Annotated in this window: 17 protein-coding genes and 1 tRNA gene; 15 read left to right on the top strand and 3 right to left on the bottom strand. The window is 54.9% G+C overall.

The window, feature by feature from the left end; genetic code table 11:
* The first annotated feature begins 17 nt into the window (after positions 1 to 17).
* Complete coding sequence (locus tag B2310_RS05525; RefSeq protein ID WP_290729317.1) at positions 18 to 1025, top strand: histidine phosphatase family protein; 1008 nt, start codon at positions 18 to 20, stop codon at positions 1023 to 1025.
* A 48-nt stretch (positions 1026 to 1073) separates the two neighbouring features.
* A complete protein-coding gene (locus B2310_RS05520; protein ID WP_290729314.1) occupies positions 1074 to 2585 on the top strand; it encodes a histidine phosphatase family protein in 1512 nt (503 codons plus the stop codon).
* 58 nt (positions 2586 to 2643) lie between these two features.
* Here B2310_RS05520 and B2310_RS05515 read toward each other — a convergent pair.
* Positions 2644 to 2716, bottom strand: a tRNA-Lys gene (locus tag B2310_RS05515).
* A 141-nt stretch (positions 2717 to 2857) separates the two neighbouring features.
* On the opposite strand from B2310_RS05515, the gene B2310_RS05510 reads away from it, so the two are divergent.
* The 12 genes from B2310_RS05510 (at position 2858) to B2310_RS05455 (ending at position 20431) form a co-directional block, all read left to right on the top strand.
* Positions 2858 to 3709 carry a hypothetical protein gene (locus tag B2310_RS05510; RefSeq protein WP_290729311.1) on the top strand — a complete coding sequence of 284 codons (852 nt, stop codon included), beginning with the start codon at positions 2858 to 2860 and terminating at the stop codon, positions 3707 to 3709.
* A 47-nt stretch (positions 3710 to 3756) separates the two neighbouring features.
* Complete coding sequence (locus B2310_RS05505; RefSeq protein WP_073188184.1) at positions 3757 to 4116, top strand: acetyl-CoA carboxylase biotin carboxyl carrier protein subunit; 360 nt, start codon at positions 3757 to 3759, stop codon at positions 4114 to 4116.
* A 13-nt stretch (positions 4117 to 4129) separates the two neighbouring features.
* Entirely contained in the window at positions 4130 to 5290 is a 1161-nt protein-coding gene (locus tag B2310_RS05500) for a sodium ion-translocating decarboxylase subunit beta (protein WP_072809289.1), read from the top strand.
* Between the two features lie 215 nt (positions 5291 to 5505).
* Positions 5506 to 6360 carry a TIGR02147 family protein gene (locus tag B2310_RS05495; protein ID WP_290729308.1) on the top strand — a complete coding sequence of 285 codons (855 nt, stop codon included), beginning with the start codon at positions 5506 to 5508 and terminating at the stop codon, positions 6358 to 6360.
* Positions 6361 to 6387: 27 nt separating this feature from the next.
* Complete coding sequence (locus B2310_RS05490) at positions 6388 to 8562, top strand: fibrobacter succinogenes major paralogous domain-containing protein (RefSeq protein WP_290729305.1); 2175 nt, start codon at positions 6388 to 6390, stop codon at positions 8560 to 8562.
* 215 nt (positions 8563 to 8777) lie between these two features.
* Complete coding sequence (locus B2310_RS05485; protein ID WP_290729303.1) at positions 8778 to 9626, top strand: TIGR02147 family protein; 849 nt, start codon at positions 8778 to 8780, stop codon at positions 9624 to 9626.
* A 17-nt stretch (positions 9627 to 9643) separates the two neighbouring features.
* The gene (locus tag B2310_RS05480) at positions 9644 to 12718 is read left to right on the top strand and encodes a fibrobacter succinogenes major paralogous domain-containing protein (RefSeq protein ID WP_290729299.1); all 3075 of its coding nucleotides are present in this window, start codon (positions 9644 to 9646) and stop codon (positions 12716 to 12718) included.
* 33 nt (positions 12719 to 12751) lie between these two features.
* Positions 12752 to 15775, top strand: a complete 3024-nt coding sequence (locus B2310_RS05475) for a fibrobacter succinogenes major paralogous domain-containing protein (RefSeq protein WP_414655106.1) — start codon at positions 12752 to 12754, stop codon at positions 15773 to 15775.
* A 24-nt stretch (positions 15776 to 15799) separates the two neighbouring features.
* On the top strand, positions 15800 to 16636 hold the full coding sequence (locus B2310_RS05470; protein WP_290729293.1) for a fibrobacter succinogenes major paralogous domain-containing protein: 837 nt from the start codon (positions 15800 to 15802) through the stop codon (positions 16634 to 16636).
* 192 nt (positions 16637 to 16828) lie between these two features.
* On the top strand, positions 16829 to 17332 hold the full coding sequence (locus B2310_RS05465; protein WP_290729290.1) for an RNA polymerase sigma factor: 504 nt from the start codon (positions 16829 to 16831) through the stop codon (positions 17330 to 17332).
* A complete protein-coding gene (locus B2310_RS05460) occupies positions 17329 to 18099 on the top strand; it encodes a hypothetical protein (RefSeq protein ID WP_290729287.1) in 771 nt (256 codons plus the stop codon). Before B2310_RS05465 ends, B2310_RS05460 begins: the two co-directional genes overlap by 4 nt.
* A gap of 4 nt (positions 18100 to 18103) precedes the next feature.
* The gene (locus tag B2310_RS05455) at positions 18104 to 20431 is read left to right on the top strand and encodes a caspase family protein (protein ID WP_290729284.1); all 2328 of its coding nucleotides are present in this window, start codon (positions 18104 to 18106) and stop codon (positions 20429 to 20431) included.
* Positions 20432 to 20440: 9 nt separating this feature from the next.
* Here the strand turns inward: B2310_RS05455 and B2310_RS05450 are convergent, their stop codons facing one another.
* Positions 20441 to 20785: an Hpt domain-containing protein gene (locus B2310_RS05450; protein WP_290725694.1), complete on the bottom strand. Its 345-nt coding sequence runs from the start codon at positions 20783 to 20785 to the stop codon at positions 20441 to 20443.
* On the bottom strand, positions 20782 to 22485 hold the full coding sequence (locus B2310_RS05445) for a putative bifunctional diguanylate cyclase/phosphodiesterase (protein ID WP_290725698.1): 1704 nt from the start codon (positions 22483 to 22485) through the stop codon (positions 20782 to 20784). The genes B2310_RS05450 and B2310_RS05445 overlap by 4 nt, the downstream gene beginning before the upstream one ends.
* 124 nt (positions 22486 to 22609) lie before the next feature.
* Here B2310_RS05445 and B2310_RS05440 point away from each other — a divergent pair.
* Positions 22610 to 24459: PAS domain-containing hybrid sensor histidine kinase/response regulator (locus tag B2310_RS05440; protein WP_290729281.1), on the top strand; the 1850-nt coding region annotated here is incomplete at its 3' end.

The raw sequence follows: 24459 nt of genomic DNA, 5'->3' as shown, positions 1-24459 counted from the left end.
ATCGAAGGGGGTGGTGCGTGAAATTCAGGAACCTGCTTGCAGCTCTCGCCGTCGCATGCGTTGCGCCGTTCCTGGTTTCGTGCGAGGACGATGCGACCGGCGCGTCGGAGGTCTCTTCGGACAAGGTAAAAGAAACTGTTCGCGATTCTGTCGTGGTGCGCGACTCCGTCGTCATCCGTGATTCGGTTGTCATCCGCGATTCCGTTGTCTTGCGCGACAGCGTGCGCGTAATCGATAGCGTACGGGTCAGGGATAGCGTGCACGTGGTGGATAGTCTCAATGTCAAGGACAGCGTGAACATTGTGGATAGCGTCCGCGTGGTCGATAGCGTTCAGGTTGTCGAACCGCATGTCACCGCCTTTGTCCCGCTCAGGAATGTGCTGGACAGCCTCGCCGAGGGCGAGAAGATTGTTGCCGTATTGCGCCATGCCGAACGGGGGAGCGATTATTCTTCGACAGGGCCCCTGAATGACGAAGGGGTGCAGCAGGCGCTGTCGTTTGGCGAAAAGCTCAAGGGCGACTTTGATATTTATTTTGCGGCATCTCCCGCCACGAGGACGCACCAGACCTGCAACAACATCGCGAAGGGCCGAGGCCAGGCCGATACGCTTGCCGACACGCTCGAATTATTGGGCGGCTCGTGGTTCGTGAAAGATACGGTCCTCTACAATCAGTACAAGGATGACCATGGCGGAAGCTGGAAGGTGACATCTAGGTGGCTCTACGATGGTCGCTATGCCGACGCGTTCTACGAACTCTCCCCGCGCGTTGCCGAGTACCTGGACGATAACATTGTTCCCGCATTCGAGCGATCCGGAAAAAGAGTGGGGATATTTATTTCGCATGACTTGCTTATTATTCCGGTTGTCGCCTTAGTTTCGGACAACAGCATAGACATGAATTATTACACGTCGAAAAAGTGGCTGAATTATCTTGCGGGTTTTGCTATAGTTCTAAAACCCGACGGGAAGCGCCGGATTTATGCGGTGAAGGGGCTCGATGCGGGGACAATGAAGAAAGAATAGGTGCGGATGGATATGAAAAGGTGGTATGTTGGATGTTTGGCGGCCGTAATGGCTGTTGTGTTTGCCGTAGGCTGTAGCGACGGCAACGGCTTTATGCCCGGCGGTGAGAATGGTTCCCATGAAACTGTCGAAAAAATTGACGCCCCGCTCTTTGTCTATGAAATTCTCGCGGAACGGGCTGCGGAGGATTCGACCTCTGTCGACATTCTGGACATGTTGTCCGAGCCGCGTGTGGAACAACTCCTGATGAACCATGTTCCCGAGGAACTGGTGCATGTGCAGGCGAAGCGCGAAGCGGCGGCCGCCTTCGGGATTGATTCCGTGCAGCTTGCAAGCGATTCCGGCGCGGTGATGCTTGCCGTCTCGGCGATGGTGCAGAACCGTGCTAGCAAAGAAGAGACGCAGAACTTTATCCGCAATCTGGGGGAGGACCTGAAGGGGGATGGCGTATGGAACGACCCGAACTGGAAAATCAGGATTGCGGACTGGGTCGTGGGGCTTGATTCCAGCTGGAAGTATAACGATGTCCGCAACAACGCGGCCCCGTTCTATGGCGGGAACGTCCCTTACTTCGAAAGATACATGCGCGAGTTTTTTCCGATAGCCTACGGTTTTGAGCCGTGTGGCGCCTCGAATGCGGGGAAGGTCACGTACGTGAACCAGGGCCAGAGCGTTTATTTTGCGAACAACTACGAGCATGCGGACCATTCGAAGGTGCGCTTCATTTGCGATGCGAACGGATTCCAGTGGCGCGTCGCGAATGCCATCGAGAAGGATACCGCGGAATTCGGTGCCGGCGAATACGACCGCGAGGTGCGTGAAGGCCGCGTGAACCACGACAACTACTACATATTCGACGGGGGCAAGTGGCGCGTCGCGACCCCGCAGGAGGCCGACGGCTTTACCGACCTCGTGCAGGTTTACGCGAACCTCAAGTCGGATGAGAAGGTGGTCTTTATCATCCGGCACAGCGAACGCACGAACGACACGGGACCGGGTGGCCACCTGACTGACAACGGGAAGAAATATGCCCGCGACCTGGGCGCGCGCCTCGCGAAAGTCGGGACGGAGGATTTCTACTTCGGGTATTCGGGCTATACGCGCACCTACGAGACTTGCGAAGGCATTGCGCAGGGCAAGGGACAGGCAAACTACAGCATCGAACAGCTCAGTTACATGAATGGCGACTGGTACGTGAAGGATGCCGACAAGGCGGACGCCTACGTGAATTCCGATGGCGGTGGCTGGGTGGTGTATTCCAAGTACGGGTTCACGGGCGCCTATCCCGATGCGTTCTACGATTTGGAAACGCGCAGCGAGCAACTGCTCAAGGACCAGATTCTAGCGAACATCGGGAGCATGAAGCGCGTGAACGTGATGTGCACGCACGACTACCTGGTGGTCCCGCTCCTTGCGTACACGAGCGACGGGCATGCGAACGTGCGCTACTACGAAAAATACCACTGGGTCAACTACATGGCGGGTGTCGCGATGATTATTTCTGCCGATGGTTCTGTGCGCTATATCCCTGTCAAGGGCCTCGAAACGGGAATAATGTAGCCGCAGGCGCAATATGTACAGGGTACAAAAAAACCTCTCCGCTGGGGAGAGGCTTTCGTGGATGATGCAGGGGTCGAACCTGCGACCCGCTGATTAAGAGTCAGCTGCTCTACCAACTGAGCTAATCATCCAGAGGTCTTTCGACGGGCTCAATTATAGAAAAATTCGGCCATGTGGCAAGGGTTTTTACAGCCTTCTCCGAAAAAAAATTCTAAATTATCCCGCGTTGATTTTATCAAACAGTTCACTTAATTAAATGGACACATTCCTATATGAATGAAACAGTACAGAATGCAGCTGATTCCGCAGTAGCCCCGGCCCCCGCCGCGGCCCCTGTCGCCGAAGAAGCTGTGCAGCAACCGGCTATCGTTGCAAGCGAACCGGCTGCCAAGGTGAAGGGCAAGTTCGACGAACAGCTCGGGCTCATGCTCCCCTCCGACGCAGCCCAGGTCCAGGCGCAGCTTTCTATGCCGGGCATGAGCGATGACATGGTTTACAAGATCGTGGAAACCCACGGCGGTAACCATGCGGTTCTCTACAAGACTTACGACCAGGCAGTGCTTGCCCGCGACGTACGCGATTCCATCGAGAACGCCGCCGGCCACAAGGTCCTCCCCATCGCGAAGGCGAAGATCGGGACCACCTACTGCAAGGGCGAATACTCCACCGAACAGGGCTGCAAGGGCGAATCCGACACGTTCGGCATCGGTTCCCTGGTTGAATTCCAGGCTACCGGCCTCATAGTGGTGATGGTGGTGATTATCGGCCTCACGGTGCTCTGCTACCTCATGAACTTCATCATGGCGAAGCTCGGCCTCAACAAGATCAAGGCTCCGGCACCCGCGGTCAAGGCTGCTCCTGCCGCCGCCGCTCCGAAGACGATCGCCCCGGCCCACTGCGACTGGGACCCGAACGCCAAGAGCGTCCACCCGGGCTTCACCAACAAGCAGCTCCAGGCGTTCCTCGGCATTGCCGCCGTCGCCGCCCTGGAAGAACACCCCGGCATGAGCAACGATACGTTCCTTGCCCTGGTGACCGCCGCTGCGACCCAGGCCATCGGTCAGCCCTGCCGCGTGACCGCCTACAAGAACATTAACTCCCCTGCTTGGACGATTGTCAAGTAAGGTCAACTTTTAAAACTTAACAGGCTTATAAGCCAGGAAAAATCAAAATGAAGAAAACAGTCCGTATCAGTTTCGAAGGCAAGACCTACGACGTCGAAGTAGAAGTTCTTGATTCCGCCGTCGCCGCCGCTCCGGCAGCCCCGGTCGCCGCTGCCCCCGCTGCCGCTCCTGCCGCAGCTCCCGCCGCAGCCGGTGGTACCGAAGTGAAGTGCCCGCTCGCCGGTTCCGTGTTCAAGCTGAAGGTCAAGGTCGGTGACAAGGTCGAAGCCAACCAGGAAGTGGCCATCATCGAAGCCCTCAAGATGGAAAACCCGGTCGTCGCTCCGTGCGCCGGCACCGTCAACTCCATCTCCGTCAAGGAAACCGATACCGTCGTCGACGGCCAGACCCTCATGACCATCGCCTAAGAGGTACAGATAAATGAGTTCACTCTTAAATTCGGTCGTCGAGTTCGCGTGCGATACCGGATTCGCATATGTCACCGGCCCCATGGTGATTATGTGGATCGTGAGTTTCGTACTGATGTACTTGGCGATTGTCAAAAAGTATGAGCCGCTGCTGCTCTTGCCGATTTCCCTCGGCGCGCTGGCGGTGAATATCCCGAGCGCCGGGTTCTACGATGGCGGCTGGAGCATCGAAGGTATGTTCACGCCGACTGCCGGCCTCTACTACTACATCAGCCAGGGTATCCACCTGGAACTCTTCCCGCCCATCATCTTCTTGGGCGTGGGTGCCATGACGGACTTCGGACCGCTTATCGCCAACCCGCGTACGCTGCTTCTCGGCGGTGGCGCCCAGTTCGGCGTGTTCGCGACCATGTTCTGCGCCGTGGCCCTCGGTGGCTTTACTCTCGGTGAAGCGGCCTCCATCGGTATCATCGGCGGCGCCGACGGTCCGACCTCCATCTTCACTGCGAACAAACTCGCAAAGCACCTCATCGGACCTATCGCCGTGGCGGCCTACACCTACATGGCTCTCGTTCCGCTCATCCAGCCGCCCATCATGCGCCTGATGACCAACGACAAGGAACGTAAGATCCGCATGAAGGCTCTCCGCCAGGTGAGCAAGGCAGAACGCATCGTGTTCGCCGTGATGGTGATGATTGTCTGCATCCTCGTGGTGCCCGATGCTTCAGCACTTATCATCATGCTCATGCTCGGCAACATCTTCAAGGAAGCCGGCGTCGTGGAACGTCTCGTGAAGACCTCCTCCAACGAACTCATGAACATCGTGACCATCTTCCTCGGTACTTCCGTGGGTCTCACGATGTCTGCCGACATCTTCCTGAAGCCGCAGACCCTCATGATTATCGCCATGGGCGTTGTCGCCTTCGGTTTCTCGACCGCGGCCGGCCTCTTCCTCGCGAAGATCATGAACTGGTGCTCTCCGAAGAACCCCGTGAACCCGCTTATCGGTTCTGCTGGCGTGTCCGCCGTGCCGATGGCTGCACGTGTTTCTCAGGTGGAAGGTGCCAAGTATGACCCGCAGAACTTCCTCTTGATGCACGCTATGGGCCCGAACGTGGCCGGCGTTATCGGTACTGCTGTCTGCGCCGGTTACATGATTAGCCGCCTGAGCTAAGACGTCATCCCCGCGAAGGCGAGGATCTTTACAAAGGAATGCCCTCGGCAATGCGCCGGGGGCTCCTTTTTTGTTTTATAGTTTCACGTTTTTGTTTTTTTACTTTAACAAAAATCTTTCTGCTATAATCAGAAGTGGCGAAATTTGCTTAAAATCGCCAATTTTGTTTTAACAAAAATGTTGCGCGCATGCCCGCATAAATCTATCTTATAGTCATGATGAAATCAGTTGTTGAATATAAAGACTACCGCGAGTACGTGTTGGACTACTACCGCGAACGCAAGCGTAGTTCCGCATTTACCTGGCGCGAATTTGCGAGGCTCGCGGGGTTTGCCTCGGGGTCGTACTTGAAGCTCGTTTGCGACGGCAAGACCCGCCTCTTGGAGGAGGGGGCGAAAAAGACTGCGCTTGCCATGGGGTTGCTCGGCTTCGAGTACGACTACTTTGTCTTGATGGTGCGCTACGAGAACGCGAAGACGGACGTGCAGAAGAAAAAGTGTTTCGAGGAGATGCGGGCGCTGAGCGATGCGCACCACGTGAAGATCCTGGGCAGCGACCTGTACACCTTCTACGAAACCTGGAAGCATTCCGTGGTGCGCGAGCTGGCGGTTGCCATGCCGGGAGCGAAACCACACGAGATTGCGAAGGCCTGCAGACCCGCAATTTCGGCGGCCGACGTGAGTGCAAGCCTGAGTTTCCTCATGAAGGCGGGGCTCCTTACGCGCGACATCAAGGGCAATTACCACCAGACGAACCGCTCGCTTACGACAGGCCGCCTGAACGTGGTCGCCGTTGCGGTGCATTCGCTGCTGCGGCAGATGGGCGAATTCGCGCTCGATGCCCTCGACAAGTTGCCGATTTCGGAACGCCACTTCAGCGGGATTACGATGGGCGTGACCGCAGAAACCTACGCGAAGGTTATAGAAGAACTTGCGCGGTGCCGCAAGCGCATCGTGTCGCTAGTCGCCGACGAGCAGCATCCGGATAAGGTGTGCAGGCTCAATTTCCAGTTTTTCCCGCTCACGGAGAATTTAAAACGCGTCCAGGGGACGCCGGGTAAAGGAGAATAAAGTATGTTTACCAAAAAGGATTTGAATATGAAGAAATGGATTCTGCCGACGCTTATGCTCGGGTCGATTCTTGTGACCGCCTGTTCCGACGGCCGGCAAACCACCGGTACGAGCGAGGAATCCGAGGGCATCACCGCGGTCAAGGACTGGGAAGTGGCGGGCGTGTCGCAGAAGGGCCCGTTCGTGACGGGTTCCTCCGTGACGGTGCAGGAGCTTGACGGCATCACGCTCAAGCAGACGGGCAAGAGTTTCAAGGGCACCATCAAGAGCGACAAGGGCGACTTCGCCATCAAGGATATCAATCTGCAGTCGCAGTACGCCATCCTCGAGGCGTCGGGCTACTACCGCGACGAGATTACGGGCAAGAAGTCTACGGGCACGGTGACGCTTCGCGCGCTGACCGATCTCACCAAACGCAAGACGGTGAACATCAACCTGCTCACGCACCTGGAATACGAGCGCGTGATGTACCTTGTCACCGAGAAGAAGATGTCCATTGCAAAGGCGAAGGCTCAGGCGGACGAAGAAATACTCGCGGCGTTCGGCATCGATGTCGACTTCGGCAAATCCGAAGACCTGAATATTTTCGAGTCGGGCGACGGCAACGCGGCGCTGCTCGCCATCAGCGTGCTGATGCATGCGGATGCCGACGTGGCGGGACTCACCGAGCGCATGGGCGAGTTCAGCATCGCGATTGCGGAAGGCGGCGACTGGGAAGATGCCGACACGAAGGCCGTGATTGCGGACTGGGCGTGCGATGCCGACCTCAAGGGCTCACTCGCAACCGTGCGCGACAATGTCGAAGGCTGGAAGTATGCGGATTCCGTGCCCGCCTTCGAGAAATACGTGACGAACTTCTGGTGGGACAACTACGGGCTCGGCCAGTGCACCCAAAAGCGCGAGGGCGATACCAAGCGCAACGTGAACAAGCTGAGCAAGATGTACAACGAATACTTTGTCTGCGAAGGCGGACGCTGGCATATTCCGGGTGAAGAACCGGCCTCTTCCAGTTCCGAAAATACGCCTAGCAGTTCGTCCATCGATTCGGGTGAACCTGTTTTCGGAGAACTGACGGATGCCCGCGATGGCCGTGTCTACAAGACAGTGAAGCTCGGGTCGCAGGAATGGATGGCGGAAAACCTGAACTATGCCGCCGAAGGCAGCCTCTGCTACGAAGATGACGAGAAGAACTGCGAGAAGTATGGCCGCCTCTATAACTGGGAAATTGCCCTGGATACCTCGAACAGGGGATGTGGTGACAACTTCTCCGGGTGCAGGCTCCGTAGCGATTTCCATCCCCGCGAAGGGATATGCCCCGATGGCTGGCATGTGCCGGAACACGCGGAATGGGACACGCTGTTTGCGTATGCCGATGCCCATGGCGAAGGCGAAAGTGCCGGGGATGCCTTGCAGGCGTATTACCGGGATGATTATCTCGAAAAGACGTATTCCTCGGATCGCTTCGGCTTCAATGTAGTTCCTGCGGGCGTGTTTAATGGCAAGGAATTTTCGGGGCTTGGAACGTCGTCGGAATTCTGGACGGCCTCGATAGAAACGACGGATTGGCTGAGCTACATTTCGATTACTCCCTCGACTATCCATTTCGTCAAGGGTTCCGGATCCAATGTGTATATGACGCATATCAGCCATGCCGTTTCTGTCCGCTGCGTCAAGGGACTGGGCGGGAAAAGGAACGGCTATGATTTTGATGCCCCGCGATATGAGGAGGACTTGCCGGAAGAAGTAGGCTTTATCCAGGATTATGTTTCGGATAAGGATCGCAGGGCATGGGATGACGACTCGCTCATGACATTCTGGTATGTCCGCCATATAACGGGTACGGAAAGCGTGCATACGAGCGGCAAGAATTATTCGCAGTATGTGTCCGTTTCTCTGGAGGATGATGCCAGGGATAGCCTGGATCAGTTCAAGGGCGTGCTCGAGGAAAACGGGTTTGCCTATGTGAAGTCGGATTCTATCGGCCAGGCGACGTATAACGGGAGGGACGGCATTTACTTTATGCATGAGGTGGCGACAAGCGATTCGAAGGTCCGTCGCGATTATTATGAAAAGGAAACCGCCAAGGCGAAATACGTAATCGTGGTCCTTGTCGGGGCGAATGTCTCGGCAGGAGAAAGTTTGACGGTGTTCAGGTATGGCTACTCCATAGAAGTCCATACTTACTATAAGCCAAAGTCGTAATGTTGGTAACAGAGCCTCTTTAGGAGGAGGACAACGAATGCCCCGCCAATCTGGCGGGGCTCTTGCTATTGCCATGTTCCGGGGTCATGTCCTCAGAACATGCTTTCATGTTCCAAAATGCCAAATTTTTTAGAATTTAGTCAAAAGTGGTAAAATTTGCTCAAAAACGCAATGTTTATGTCCTAAATGGGCGAAAAGAAGGTATATTTGTACCCATGAAGGAAATCGTTGAATACACGGATTATCGCAAGTATATCCTGGACTACTACGAAGAACGCAAGCGCAGCTCCGTCTTTTCGTGGCAGAAGTTCGCCCAGGATGCCGGATTCTCGTCGGCGGTGTTCCTGAAGTATGTCTGCGAGGGGAAAAAGAATCTGAGCGTCGGATCCGCGGGTTCTGTCGCGAGCGCCATGGGGCTCGCCGGCTACGAACAGACTTACTTTGTCCTGATGGTCTCGTATGCGCATGCGAAAAACGACAAGGCGAAACGTGCCGCGTTCGAGGAACGCTGTGCGCTTGCGAAGGCGCACAAGATGCGTGTGCTGGGCAACGACGAGTTCGACTATTTCAAGTCGTGGAAGAATCCGGTGCTGCGCGAGCTCGCCCCACACATGCCGGGAGCCAAGCCTCTCGAGATGGCGCGCGCCTGCAGTCCCTCGATTACCGCGGCCGAGGTGACCGAGACGCTGAATTTTTTGGTAAGGATGAAGCTCCTGAAGAAGGACAGGGACGGAAACTACCACCAGACGGACAAGACGATTACGATGGGCGACATGGACGTGGTGCCCGTGGCGGCCCGCGAACTGCAGCGCCAGATGGGGGAATTCGCGATAAAGGCTATCGACCTGCCGCTTTCCGAACGCACCATGTCCGGGTTCGTGCTCGGCCTTACGGAGCGCTCGTACGAACGCATCCGCAAGGAGATGGCGGACTTTTACCGCCGCGTCGTGGCGATTGCGACCGAAGAGGACGAGACGGAACGCGTGTACCGCATGAACATGCAACTTTTCCCGCTGAGCAAGCGGATTGAAACCAAGAAAGATTTGAAAAATAAAAAGGGGTAAAGGAAATGAAAGGAGCGATGAACAGGAATTTTGGGACTCGGTTTATTCCGGCCTGTGCGCTTGCCGCCATGGCTGTCTTGACGGCGTGTTCCGACAAGCAGGATGTCGCGGGCGGTGCCTCGGGAGACATGGGCATTGTCGCGAAGGATATCGCGGGCGAAGCGCTGAAGGGCCCGTTCGTGAAGGGTTCCGCCGTGACCGTGCAGGGAATCGACTGCAAGACGATGAAGTTCTCGGACGAGGTCTTCGAAGGCAAGGTCAAGAGCGACAAGGGCGACTTTGCGTTTGACGACGTGACGCTTTCTTCTACGTGCGCAGTGTTCGAAGCGACGGGCAAGTACCGCAGCGAAATTACCGGCAAGGAGTCGGCGGGCGAGATTACGCTCCATGCGCTGACGGATTTGAAGGACCGCAAGAATGTGAATATCAACTTGCTCACCGAGCTGGAATACGAGCGCGTGATGTACCTCGTGACCGAGAAGGGGAAGACGTTCGCGGATGCGAAGGAACAGGCCGAGAAGGAAGTGCTTGCGGCGTTCGGTATCGCGGGCGACTTCGACAATTCCGAAGACCTGACTATCTATGAAAGCGGTGACGGCAATGCGGCCCTGCTTGCCGTGAGCGTGTTGATGCATGCGGAAACGGATGTGGCCGGGCTCGGGAAGCGTGTCGAAAAGTTCGCGGACTCGTTCGCGGAAACCGGCAAGTGGAGCGATGGCGAGACGAAGGCCGCGATTGAAGAGTGGCAGGTTGCCGCTACGGCCGACGGAACGCTGGATTCGATTCGCAAGAATATCGAAAGCTGGGGCTATGCCGACGTGGTGCCCGCATTCGAGAAGTACATCGAAGTCTTCGGCGATGCCGTCATCCTGAGCAGCGATAGTAAATCTTCTAGTAGCAATGAGATTGCCACGAACTCTTCGAGTTCTCGCAATGACAATTCTGGCAGTGAATACGACGCAACCGCAAATACGCTCAAGGACCTGCGCGACGGCAAGGTTTACAAGACCGTGAAAATCGGCAATCAGGTGTGGATGGCAGAAAACCTGAACTTTGAAACAGCGGCCAGTTCTTGCTACAACGATTCGTCGAAATACTGTGACAAGTATGGCCGGCTGTACACCTGGGCCGCTGCGGTAGGCAAGTCGGAGGAAGAGTGCGGGCTCGGAAAAGAATGCAATCTGTCATCCGGGAATGTTCGTGGCGTTTGCCCCGATGGCTGGTATTTGCCCAGCGAAGCTGATTACGCGACCTTGATCGAGGCTGTGGGCGGCGAAAAAGGTGCCGGTACTAAACTGAAGTCTACCAGCGGCTGGAATGACGATGATGGCGAAAGCGGCAACGGCACTGACGCTTTCGGATTCTCGGCGCTGGCTGCTGGTATCAGCAATGCGGGCTATTACGGCGTGGGTTACACTACGAGCTTCTGGGGTTCTACGGAGTGCGGTAGCGAGGGTGTTCCGGAGACCGGTAACGGCTGCGCATATGCGATGTGGTTGGACTATGACGACGTCAATGTAAACTTGAGGAGTTACGCCGCTAAGGATTTGGGGTACTCGGTTCGTTGCGTCAAGCTTGATAACGGAACTGATCCGGAATCCAGCAGCAGTGAGATTGCCACGACCTCTTCGAGTTCTCGCAATAGTAGTAGCTCTGCCAGTGAGACGGTCTTGAACTCATATGAGAAAGAAGCTTATCTGAATCCTGAAATCAAGTACGATTCCATCGTTGATTCACGTGATGGGCAGGTTTACAAGACTGTGAAAATCGGGGACCAAGTTTGGATGGCCCAGAATCTGAATTACGCCGATAGTGCGAAGACTCCGAGCCTCTTGGGACGTAGCTGGTGCTACAACGACTCCTCAAAAAATTGTGAAAAGTATGGCCGTCTCTATACATGGGCTGCAGCGATGGACTCTGTCGAGACAGGCTGTGGCTACAGCGAAAGTGGTACGGGATGTTATCGTACGACGGATGTTCAGGGTATTTGCCCTTCGGATTGGCATTTGCCTAGTTTTGATGAATGGAAGGTGCTGTATGTTTATGCAGGAGAAGAATATATATCGGGCAGGACGCTTAAGTCAAAGAAAGGCTGGAAAGATGATGGAAATGGCTTTGATGATTATGGTTTTTCCGCTATTCCTGCGGGAGAGAAAGATTCTTACCGTTTTTATGATGAAGGTATGCATGCTTCGTTTTGGAGCTCATCAGAGTTTGATTGGTATGCGTCTGAAGAAGCTTATTATTTGGATTTGAGCTACAGTAATTTGCACGCGGAAATTCCTGCTTATGTAAAGTACCATGCACGCAGCATCCGTTGTATCAAGGATGGGTCGGCTTCTACGCTGTCTTCAAGTAGTAGTGGAAATTCCGGTGATGCTTTGAATTTTGATTGGAGTGTCTCGAAGGAGTCTTACCTTAATCCGAAAATCAATTATGATACCTTTGTAGACGACCGTGACGGCAAAACATACAAAACTGTGAAAATTGGCAAGCAGGTATGGATGGCGGAAAATTTGAATTATGCGGATAGTGTAAAAACTCCGAGTCTCAAGAAACAAAGTTGGTGCTATGATGATGACGAAGCCCATTGTGACGTGGCTGGCCGTCTTTACACGTGGGCCGCGGCGATTGATTCGGTGGCTCTTGCTATGGATAAGGAGAATCCTCAGAATTGTGGATCTATGGGTCCATGCGAACTTCCTGAAAGAGTGCAGGGGATTTGTCCTAATGGGTGGCATCTGCCATCAAAGGATGAATGGGGGATAATGCTTGCCGAATCGAGTGAGAATCCCTTAAGAGCGAATGCCAAGTATTTTAAGTCATCTATTGGTTGGTGTGGTGATGAAAAAAGTACGGATGATTTTGGTTTTTCCGCATTGCCAGCGGGGTATGTAAACATCTTTGGTTTTTCTGTTGAAGATGAACATGCCTATCGCAATGCAGGCTATACGTCTTATTGGTGGAGCGCTGATGAAGATTCGGATGGTCTTAATGGCGGTGTAATGTCTATACAGTGTATTGACAAGAATGCTGAAGTGTCTGATGCTGCTAAGGTGGCGGGGAACCCTGTCCGCTGCATCAAGGATTAAATTTAGGGAAAGGGAGAACAAGATATGTTCACGATGAAGGAATCGATGCTGAAGTGGGGTGCTGCTCTCGGGATGCTCGCGGTGAGCGCCATGTTCTTGGCATGTTCCGATGACAAGTCGGATGTCGCGGGCGGCGCCTCGGGAGACATGGGCATTGTCGCGAAGGATATCGCGGGCTTGGCGCAGAAGGGCCCGTTCGTGAAGGGTTCTAAGGTGACTGTGCAGGGAATCGACTGCAAGACGCTTGAACTGACGGATGAGATTTTCGAGGGCGAAGTCGAGAGCGACAAGGGCGACTTTGCCATCGACGGTGTCTCTCTCAAGTCTACATGTGCCTTGTTCGAGGTGACGGGTAAATACCGCAATGAGATTACCGGTAAGAAGTCCTCGGAGGAGTTGACGCTCCATGCATTGACGAACTTGAAGGACCGCAAGAACGTGAACATCAACTTGCTTACCGAACTGGAATACGAACGCCTGATGTTCCTCGTGACGGAAAAGGGCAAGAAGTTCGCGGAAGCGAAGGCGCGGGCCGAAAAGGAAGTGCTTGCGGCATTCGACATCAAGGGCGACTTCGTGGAGTTCGAAAACCTGAATATCTTCGAGTCGGGCGACGAGAACGCGGCGCTGCTTGCCGTGAGCGTGATGATGCAGGCGGAAACGGATGACGCGGGACTTGTTACGCGTATGGAAAAGTTCGTAGAATCGTTCGCGGAAACCGGCAAGTGGAAAGATTCCGGCACGAAAAAAACGATTTCGGAATGGGCGGTCGAGGCTACGGCAAATGGCGGGCTCGATTCCATCCGCAAGAATGTGGAAGCCTGGGACCTCGGGGATACCGTGCCCGCATTCGAGAAGTTCATCGAAGCCTACGCGGACGGCGACAGCGTTGTCTTAATCGTCACACCGAAGTCGAGCAGTAGTAAAAACGGTGATGCCGGCACATCGGCCGGCATGACATCCAGCAGTTCTTCCCATGACACGACGTACAATGCCGAAAAGAATACCCTGACGGATACCCGCGACGGCCAGGTTTACAGGACCGTAACAATCGGTGATCAGGTGTGGATGGCGGAAAACCTGAACTTTGAAACGGATTCCAGTTACTGCTATAATGATTCTGCTGAATACTGTGCAAAGTATGGTCGCCTTTATGAATGGAGTGCGGCAATGGATGCATGCCCTAGCGGCTGGCACCTGCCTGATACTGCGGAATGGAGAATGCTGCTCGCTGCGGTTGGTGGGGATTCGATTGCAGGCATGAAACTCAAGTCTACGAGTGGCTGGAATAGTAACGGCAATGGTACGGATGATTTCGGCTTCACTGTGTTGCCCGCTGGTGGCTGGGGGAGCAAGGACTTTGTGGGCGAGGCTGCTGTCTTCTGGACTTCTGAATGGTACGAAGGGTACGATGATTATGCGTATGGTATAAGATTGTACACGGATACCATTGTACGCAAGTTCTACAGTAACAAGTATATCGGGAGTTCGGTCCGTTGCTTGAAAGGCGAATCCCCAGTGGCTGGCTCTAGCAGTAGCCTGGCGAAATCGAGTAGCAGTTATTCTGATGGGTGGAGCTGGGATGTGCCCAAGGAAACTCGCCTGAATCCGAATATCAAGTACGACTCGATAATCGACCCGCGTGACAAGCAGGTTTACAAGGTCGTGAAAATTGAAGTGCCAGACTCAAATTATTCGCAGGTGTGGATGGCGGAGAATTTGAATTATGCCGATAGCGTCAAGACTCCGAGCTTGAAGGGCAACAACTGGTGCTATCAGGGTGATGAAAAAAAATGCAAGGTGAGTGGCCGTTATTACAGCTGGGCTGCAGCGATTGACTCTGTTGCTTTGGCGAACGATGCCGAGGCTCCGTTGGATTGCGGCTATGGCAAAAAGTGCGGACTTGATCGAGCTGTGCAGGGAATTTGCCCTGACGGCTGGCATTTGCCGTCAATCTATGAATGGGGCCTATTGAGCGTGGCATTAGGAAATGCCCCTGTATCTGGTGAACCACTCAAGGCGTTGACTGGATGGAACTACGCCGGAACGCCTGACAACAACGGTACGGATCTTTACGGCTTTGCCGCACTCCCGACCGGAAGAAGAATTTCTGCTACTAAATGGGAAAAGGTGGGCTCGGATGTTTATTACTGGAGCGCTACTGAATACAGTGCCAATGATGGCCGGTATTTCAATATAAACAACGTTTATACCAATTCTTATACGTATCAGAATAGCAAGTCTTATGGACAAAGTGTCCGTTGCGTCAAAGGGGATCCTTCGACTGCACCGGTAAGGCCTTCTTCAAGTTCTAGCGTTGATGAAACGAAGTCCAGTAGCAGCGTGACAAGCGTGTCAAGCAGCAGCGTCCCCGAAGGATATGTAGATCCATTGACTGTTGTTACGGGGACTATGACGGACACCCGCGACGGTCAGATGTACAAGACCGTAAAAATTGGCAGTCAGGTGTGGATGGCGGAGAATTTGAACTACGCATACACTGGCGTTCTCTATAATAATAGTGGCTACACCTCCGATTCCACTAGTTGGTGCTTTAGTAACGACCCTGCCAACTGCATCAAATATGGTCGCCTTTACACCTGGGCTGCAGCGATGGACAGTGTGGGAACGTGGTCTACGAATGGCAAGGACTGCGGCTATGGCGTGCAATGTACTCCGATTTACCCGGTGCGAGGCATATGCCCCGAGGGCTGGCATCTGCCGGATAAGGCGGAGTGGAATACATTGTTTACTGCTGTCGGTGGAGCGTCAACGGCGGGCAAGATGCTCAGCTCCACTATCAGCTGGTCCAGCGTTCCTGGCGGCTGGGTCCGCGACGGATACGGCACGGATGCCTATTCCTTCTCGGCGTTGCCTGCTGGCCTCAGGGACGTCACTGGTTACAACAACGTTGGCTACCATGCGTACTTCTGGAGTTCCTCTGAGTACAATAGTTCCCGCACATATATCGTGGGCTTGGACGACGAATTCGACAAAGCTGACTTGTACGGCAGCGGCAAGGACTACGGGTACTCTGTCCGCTGCGTGAAGGATTAATTTTAGGGTAGAGAGGCAAAAACAATGAAAAGAGTTTTAGCAATATGTGCCGTGTCTGCATTCTTGTTTGCGGCTTGCGGCGATGACGAGAGCAGCGGTTTCACAACCCGCCCCGATGAGGATTCATCTTCGTCTGTTTGCGAGGACTGCGACGGTTCAAGTAGTAGTTCTGCGGAATCGTTTTCAAGTGATGCGTCGAGTATCAGTTTCTTTGAAGATGGAGTTACAGGAACTATGACTGATGGGCGTGACGGGCAAACATACAAGATTGTGAAAATCGGCAAACAAATCTGGATGGCGGAGAATCTCAACTACGCATACATTGGTGTTCCCTTTGAAAATGGCCTAATCACCTTCGATTCCACGAGTTGGTGCTATGACAATGATCCTGCCAACTGCGCCAAATACGGTCGCCTTTACACGTGGTCCGCCGCAATGGATAGCGTGGGCAGGTGGAGCACGAATGGCAAAGGTTGCGGCGATGAAACGATGTGCTCGCCGACATACCCGGTGCGTGGTATTTGCCCCGAGGGCTGGCACCTGCCAACGGAATTAGAATGGGGTAGGCTATTTATATTAGACGGGTATACATCGACGGCGGCGGAGAGGCTCAAAACGACAAGTGGTTGGGCCGATAACGGCAATGGCTCCGATATCTATTCCTTTGCCGTATTGCCTGTTGGCATCAGGAGTGCAATTGAAGGGTACGTGGGTGAGGGCTACTGCACAACCTTTTGGACTTCTGATAGCGACGACGACTACTATGCGGATGCTAAGACCATGAACTACAACAGCAAAGGGGTGAGTGAGTATGGCTTCCACAAGAACTACGGGTTCTCTGTCCGCTGCGTGAAAGACTAGCAATGAGGCGAGTGCAGCGCAAAAATGCTTGCGTTTTTGCATTGCCGAGCCAATTGGCAAGGGACTCCATAGAAGTCCCCTGGCAAGCCGTTTGTTAGAAAGAAATGACCTCGCTAGCGCGCTAGCGGGGTTTTTGAGTTTTTTTTCTAAATTTGCGGTGACACTTTTTACCTCCATAGGTGTTATACTAGCATGAAGGGCAATAATCAGGCAAATCGCGAGAAAATGTCCGGGCTGTACGAGGCCTACGCCCCGATGGTTTTCAGGCGCTGCCTCTATATGCTCAGAGACGAATCCGAGGCCCAGGACATGATGCAGAACGTGTTTTTACGCGTTTTTGAGCATTGGGACCGCCTCGACGCGACGCAGCCGAGCAGCCTCTTGTGGAATACGGCGACCAGGCTCTGCCTGAACCGCATCCGAGACAAGCACCGCCGTGGCCTCGATGTGGATTCGAACGAACTGTTGTTGACTATTGCCTGCGCGGACGAAGACCATGAAGAACAGGAGGCGAAGGGAATCCTCGCGAAACTGTTCTCGCACGAGCCGGAGTCTAGCCGCACGATGGCCGTGCTGCATTTTGTGGACGGCATGACGCTCGAGGAGACTGCCCGCGAGGTTGGGCTCTCGGTGAGTGGCGTGCGCAAGCGTTTGCGTGGCCTGCAGGCCAAGGTAAAGAATCTGGAGGTAAAGTGATGATCCCCGATTGGAAACTGGAACGATACCTTACGGGCGACCTGCCCGAAGGCGAGATGCGCGAGATTCGCGAACTCGAGAAGACGGACGAGATGCTCGCCCATCGTGTGAAGCTGCTGCGCGAGGACAATGCGGCAATTCTCCGCAAGATGCCTTTCGAGAGGCTCGCGGAGAAGATGGATGCCCGCGACAGCGGTGCGGAACGCAAGGACAACGTGGTGCATTTCGGTTTCGTGAAGTTCGCGGCCGCCGCGGCCCTGGTGCTTGCGGTGGTGTCGGTGGCGCTCTTTAGCCAGCACGAAATCGGCCCGGCTACGGACGGTGGCGCGCGGGCGATGGATGTTGCCTTGGCCGGTGTCCCGGATGACGGCACGCGCATCAAGGGTCTGGATGCCCGCATGGAAGTCTGGAAGAAGACAGGCGACAGCGCGGTACAGATGTCGAACCTGGGCGAGGCACGCGAGGGTGACGAAATCCAGTTGCGCTACGCGGTGCCCGAAAAGTGCTACGGAATGCTCTTCAGCATGGATGGAAACGGGACCGTCACGATGCACATGGCCGATGGCTCGCAGGCGATTGCTCTCGAACCCGGCAAGATGACGACGCTCCCGTTCGCCTACAAGCTCGACAACGCGCCGAAATTCGAGAAGTTCTTCTTGCTCACGTCGCGTGCGGCGTTCGAGCTGGACGCGAACAACATTGATGCGCTGCTCAAGAGCAAGGGCGTGCGCTCCGTATCTATCACATTACGCAAGGTTGGGGAATAGTAGGATGAAGAACATTATCGAAAAGTTGGACGCGTCGATTACGCTCCATATAATTTCACTGATTGCAATTCTTTTTTTCGCTGCGGCTTCTAATGCGAATGCGGCCCAGCAGGGCGATAACGCGCGCATCAACCGCTACGTGGTGGCGGTGAGCGCGAACTATGGCGGGCAGGGCCGGCCGGTGCTTCGCTATGCGGAAAGTGACGCGAAGTCGTTCGCGAAGGTGCTCGGTGAGATGGGCGGCGTGCAGGCGGGTAACGTGGTGCTCGTGAAGGAGCCGGGCGTGGCCGCCCTCCAGAAGCAACTCGACGGTCTTGACGCGAAAATCGCGCAGGGCAAGAACGCTGCGGGCCGCAACGAGGTGCTGTTTTACTACAGCGGGCATGCCGACGAGAAGGGCCTGCGTCTGGGTAACGAAGTCTATGCCTGGAAGGAGCTGCGCAAGCGCATCGACGCGATGAACGCCGACGTGAAGATTGCGGTTATCGATGCCTGCGGCTCGGGTGCTATCACGCGCCTGAAGGGCGGCGTGGCGGTGCCCGCGTTCATGGTGGACCAGAGCAGCGACATGAAGGGCTACGCGTTCATTACCAGCAGCACGCAGGATGAATCTAGCCAGGAAAGCGACAAGCTGAAGGGCTCGTTCTTCACGCACTCGCTGGTGAGCGGGCTCCGCGGCGCCGGTGACCTGAGCGGTGACGGCAAGGTCACTTTGTCCGAGGCCTATCAGTTTGCCTTTAACGAAACTCTCCAGCGCACCGAGAAGACGATGGGCGGCGCCCAGCACCCGAGCCGCGACATGAACCTCGCGGGAACGGGCGACGTGGTGATGACTGATTTGCGCAGCACAAGCGCGGGCCTCGAGCTCGACGAGGATGTGGATGGCCGCCTGTTTATTCGCGATGAAAAAGGCGAACTCGTCGCGGAACTCTACAAGAAGGCGGGACGTGCGATGAGCCTCGGGTTCCCTGCCGGCAAGTACACCGTGCGCCTGGAACGCCCTGCGGAATTCAGCGAGGCGGTGGTGACGCTCCAGAACAACCGCCGCGAAAAGCTTTCGCACAGGCAGTTTGCCGCGGTGAGTGCCGAAAAGACGACGCTCCGTGGCGAAATCGGCGGATTGCGTGACTGCACTGCGGGCGATTCTATCGCGTGCTCGCTCGACTCTCTCGATCACAATGGCAAATACCGCGTGACCTTCAACGCGGTGGATAGCGACAAGGATCCGCGCAAGGGAATCCAGATTGGCGTCTTTGTTGCAGAGGCCGATGACTACATGCTCGGAACGCAGCTGAGCCTTATCGCGAACGTCGCGAGAAAAGAGATGCACGGTCTGCAGGTGACCGACATCTACAACGGCGCGAATGCTCATTTCGAGGGTGCGCAGATTAGCGGCATGATCAACTACGCGCAGTCCTTTGACGGTGCGCAGATTGCGTCGACGCTCAATATTGCGGGCAAGAATTCCTCGGGCGCGCAGATTTCGAGTACGGCGAACTTTATCGCAGACTCCCTCAATGGCGCCCAGGTTTCTCCGGCATTAAACTATGCCGGCCAGGCCGACGTGCAGGTGACGGCTGCCATGAACATTGCGGGCGAAGCCGGTGTGCAGGTTTCTGCAGCCATGAACATCGCCGGGGAATCCGACGTGCAGGTGACCGCAGCCATGAACATCGCAGGCAAGGCCGGAGCGCAGGTCACGGCGGCAATGAACATCGCGGGCACTGTCGAAGACGCACAGGTGAGCACCATGAATATTGCGGGCAGGGCAATTGGAAGGCAAATCGGTATCGTCAACATCTGCGGCACATGCGAATCCACCCCGATAGGGCTCATCAACATCGTGGGTAACGGCGTGTGGAGCGTGACTTCTGCCGTGAACGAGATGGGTGCGCTCGGGCTTTCGCTCCACTTGGGCACGGCCTACCTGTTTACTGCCTTTGAAGGAACTCGCGAATTCGAGAAGGGCTCGAACTTCAAGCATTTCAGCGACATGTACGAAACGGGTCTCGGTATCGGTACGCAGTTCGGCAAGTACGGCAACCACTTTGAACTCGAGTACATGTTCCTCAATGCACGCGAAGGTTTCGGCATGGACACGGACGAGGATGATATCAACTTCCATCACCGCCTGCGCCTGGGCTTCGTGCACAAGCTATTCCCGGGCTTCGGCATGACTGTCGGCGGCACGCTCAATATAGTGAGCGAAGGGAATGCGGATAAAGTAATTGTCAAGCCCCGCAGTGAATACCACGACGACTTCAGCGCCAATGGGCACAATGCGCGCTGGTGGCCGGGCTTCTACGCCGGCCTCACCGTGGGAAGGTTCTAAAAATAAAGTCTAATCCGCACAAAGCCTGCCGAGTTCGTCCTTCTTTTCGAGGATGGTATCGAGCAGGCTTTTGTAATCCATGTCGGTATTGCTGCGGAGCAATTCGGTAATTTCTACGGCCGGCGTGTAGAGCGGCGTGAGCGAGAGGTTGCCGAGGACACCTTTCAGCGCATGGGCCGCCTCGAAGGCGGCTTTCAGATCTTTCGCGGCAATGGAATCCTTGAGCTTGCCGAAATTGGCCTCGCCGGGAATGGTCGCCACGAGTTTCAGGTACAGCGCCTCGTTCCCGAAGCAGCGTGCAAGCCCCTCGGCGGTATTTGCCCCAAAAGTGTTCAGTTTTTCGATGGTAATCATGCGCCCCTCTGGTGTTCAAGTTCCTTTTCGATGAAGGGTACAAAGTCCTTCGGCGGGACCGGCTTCGAGAAGAAGTATCCCTGGATAATCTGGCAGCCCATTCCCTTGAGGGTATCGAGCTGCGACTGCGTTTCTACGCCTTCCGCTACGGCAGGAATCTTGAGGAATTTCGCAATGCCCGCCACAAGTTCCACGAGCTTCAGGTTGCGTTCGTCCTTTTCCATGTTGCGCACGAACGACATGTCGATTTTCAGGATGTCGATGGGCAGCGTGGTAATCATGTTCAACGAGGAGTATCCGGAACCGAAATCGTCCATCTCGATGCGGAATCCCTTCTTGCGCAGGTTCTCGATGACCTCGATAAGGCGCTCCATGTTCTCGCAGTAGGCGCTCTCGGTCACTTCGAGCATATATTCTTCCGGAGAAAGGCCGTTTTCTTCGAGGAGCCGCATGAGTTTCGTTTCCAGTTCCGGGTCCATGATGTCGATGCGGGACACGTTCACGGAAACGGGCACCGTCACGCCGAATTCGTCCTTCCATTTGCGGATCTGTTTTGCGACCTCGTTCCAGACAAAGTTGTCTACTTTTTGTATAAGGCCGTTCCCTTCGAACAGCGGGATAAAGTCGCCCGGGCTTATGAATCCGAGTGTCGGGTGTATCCAGCGGATGAGGGCTTCTGCACTGGTGAGCCGCGGGGTGTCGCCTTCGATGTTGTACTTGGGCTGGTAATAGACAATCAGGTTCTTGTTGTCTATGGCGCTCTGCAAGTCGCGGATGAGAGTTTCCTCGAACATGTAGCGGGAATGCATCTCGTTGTTATAGCGGGTAAACGCTTGCGTCAGGTCGCCACGGTTCCTGTCGCAGGCGGCTTTTGCGCGGTCGAACCATGCCTCGATTTCTACGTTGCGGTCCACGTTTTCCCAGAGGCCAAAGCGCACGCGGATGTGGTTCACCTCGAAAAATTCGGTAAGGATTCCCTGGACGATGTTGCGGATGTTGTCGTAGCTTTCCTGGTGCGTCGCGAAGATATAGAACGTGTCCGCGTCTGCACGGCAGGCGATGGCGTTCATGGGGGCGAGTTCATTCTTGAGCGCGCTACCGATTTCTGCAAGCAGGCGGTCGCCAAAGTCCCTTCCGCAGAACTCGTTCACCAGGTGGAACTGTTCGATGTCAAATACTATTGCGTCGCGCGGGATGTCCCTGCTCCACAGTTCTATCTGGCGGATGTATTCAAAGAAGTAGTCCTTGGTGTAAAGACCCGAAACATGGTCGCGCTCCGTCTGGCGGATAATGTCCTGGTCTTCGAAGAGTTCGATGATTCTTTCGCAGCGGGCGAGCACCACTTCGGGCATGTCGAAGGGTTTGGCGATAAAGTCGGCGGCGCCCAGTTTGAGACTGCGGACTTCGGATTCCTTTTCGGAGGTCATCACGATGACCGGAATGCGCTTGAGTGTTTCGGTGGTTTCTCTTTTTTTTAGGAATTCAAACCCGTCCATCACGGGCATGAGCAGGTCCAGCAGGATAAGCGAGAACCGCTTGTCTTGCCTGGAGAGTGCTGCGAGGGCTTCCTTGGCGTTGTCGGCATATTCGACGTCGTAGTTCACGGAAAGGATATTACCCAGGATTTCTCGGTTTACCACCTCGTCGTCTACGATTAGGACGTGTCTCTTGACGGTAGTGATCTGGCGTAGTTTTTTCATTGGAGAAAACTCCTTTTATCCGTGAATAAATATATGTAAAAAGAAATAAAAAGGTATCGGATTGTGCGACAAAGCAATTTTTTTAGATATCTTTAAAACAGAATTACTAGAATACGAGGTCCCCATGTTCGGTCGACACCTTCCCCTGAGCGAACAGGCTTTGCAAGTTATCGAGCAGATCGGCGAAGACATGCCGGGCGGCTTTTTCATTTACAAGGCGACTGGCAATGAGGAACTGCTATACGCAAACAAGGCCGTGTTCAAGATTTTCGGCTGCGAGACGCTCGAAGAGTTCAAGCAGCATACGGGCTATACCTTCAAGGGGATGCTCTACCCGGACGACTACGAGAAGGTCTCCGGCTCCATTGTGGACCAGATCGAAAAAAGCCAGGGCAACCTGGACTACGTGGAGTACCGCATTGTCCGCAAGGATGGCAAGGTACGCTGGCTCGACGACTACGGCCATTACGTGAACTCCGATGTGTACGGCGGGCTTTTCTACGTGTTCATTTCGGACATTACCGAAAAGCGCGTGCAGATGGAGGCGGACAAGGCTGTATTTACTGCGGTCATCGATGCGCTGAGCCGCGCGTACTACGCCGTATGGCTCATCAACGATATTGCGACCGGGAGTTTCTCGCTGTTCCGTGCCGATACTTCCGATGGCAGCATCCACGCGAGGCCTACTAACGAGGCGTTGGAACTGCTCACCTACGAAGACGCCAAGGCGAACTACATCAACAACTATGTTGCCCCGTCGGACAGGGAGCGCCTGGAAAAGGAACTGACGCTTGAAAACATTGTGGCGAACACCACGAGCAAGAAGGTTTTCGGCGTAGGGTTCAAGCGCATCGTCGGGAGCGAAGAACGCTACTACCGTATCGAGTTTGCGCAGGTGCAGCTCCCCAATGGCAAGACAGGAATTGTGGCGGGTTTCAAGGATGTAGACGATGACGTGCGCAAGGACCAGGAAATACAGCAGGTGCTGCGCGACGCCATTGACACGGCGAATGCCTCCAGCAAGGCGAAAAGTGACTTCCTTTCGAGCATGAGCCACGACATCCGTACGCCCATGAACGGGATTATCGGCATGACGGCAATCGCGACCGCCCACCTGGACGACCGGGAACGCGTGGAAGACTGTCTCAAGAAAATTTCGGAAGCCTCGAGCCACCTGCTTTCGCTCATCAACGAGGTGCTCGACATGAACAAGATCGAGTCGGGCAAGGTGGAACTGAACGAGGAAAATTTCAACCTCTCGGAACTCGTGGACACGCTGCTTGCGATGACCAAGGCGCAGCTCGAAAGCCACCACCACACCCTGAAGCTTGACGTTGCGGACGTGGTTCACGAAAATGTCATCGGCGACAGCCACCGCATCCAGCAGGTGTTCGTGAACCTGATGAGCAATGCCATCAAGTATACTCCCGATGGCGGGACCATCTCGCTCACGGTGGCGGAAAGGCCCACCAACGCCCATGGTGTCGCCTGCTACGAATTTGTCTTTGAAGACAACGGCATCGGCATGACGGAGGATTTCCAGAAGCACCTGTTCGAACCGTTCACGCGTGCAAACGACAAGAAGACGGCAGCAATCCAGGGAACGGGACTCGGCATGACCATCACGCAGAGCCTTGTGCGCATGATGGGTGGCGACATCCAGGTGAAAAGCAGGCCCGGAGAGGGCTCGCGGTTTGCCGTCACCATCTACCTCAAGTTTTTGGATGTGCAGAATGCGGAAGCCCACAAGGAAGACCCGCTCAAGAATCTGGAAGACCTCAAGTTCGAGGGCAAGCGCATCTTGCTGGTGGAAGACCACCCGGTCAATGCGGAAATTGCGAAGAACGTGCTGCAGATGACGGGCCTCGAAATAGAATGGGTCATGGATGGCGCAGCGGCCGTGGAACGGATGGCGGACAGTAGCGAGGGTGAATTCGACCTGGTATTCATGGACATCCAGATGCCCAACATGGA

Origin of the sequence: Fibrobacter sp. UBA3629 (genome assembly GCF_002374005.1) — a bacterium.
GTDB lineage: Bacteria > Fibrobacterota > Fibrobacteria > Fibrobacterales > Fibrobacteraceae > Fibrobacter.
This window is presented reverse-complemented; position numbering and strand designations above follow the sequence as displayed.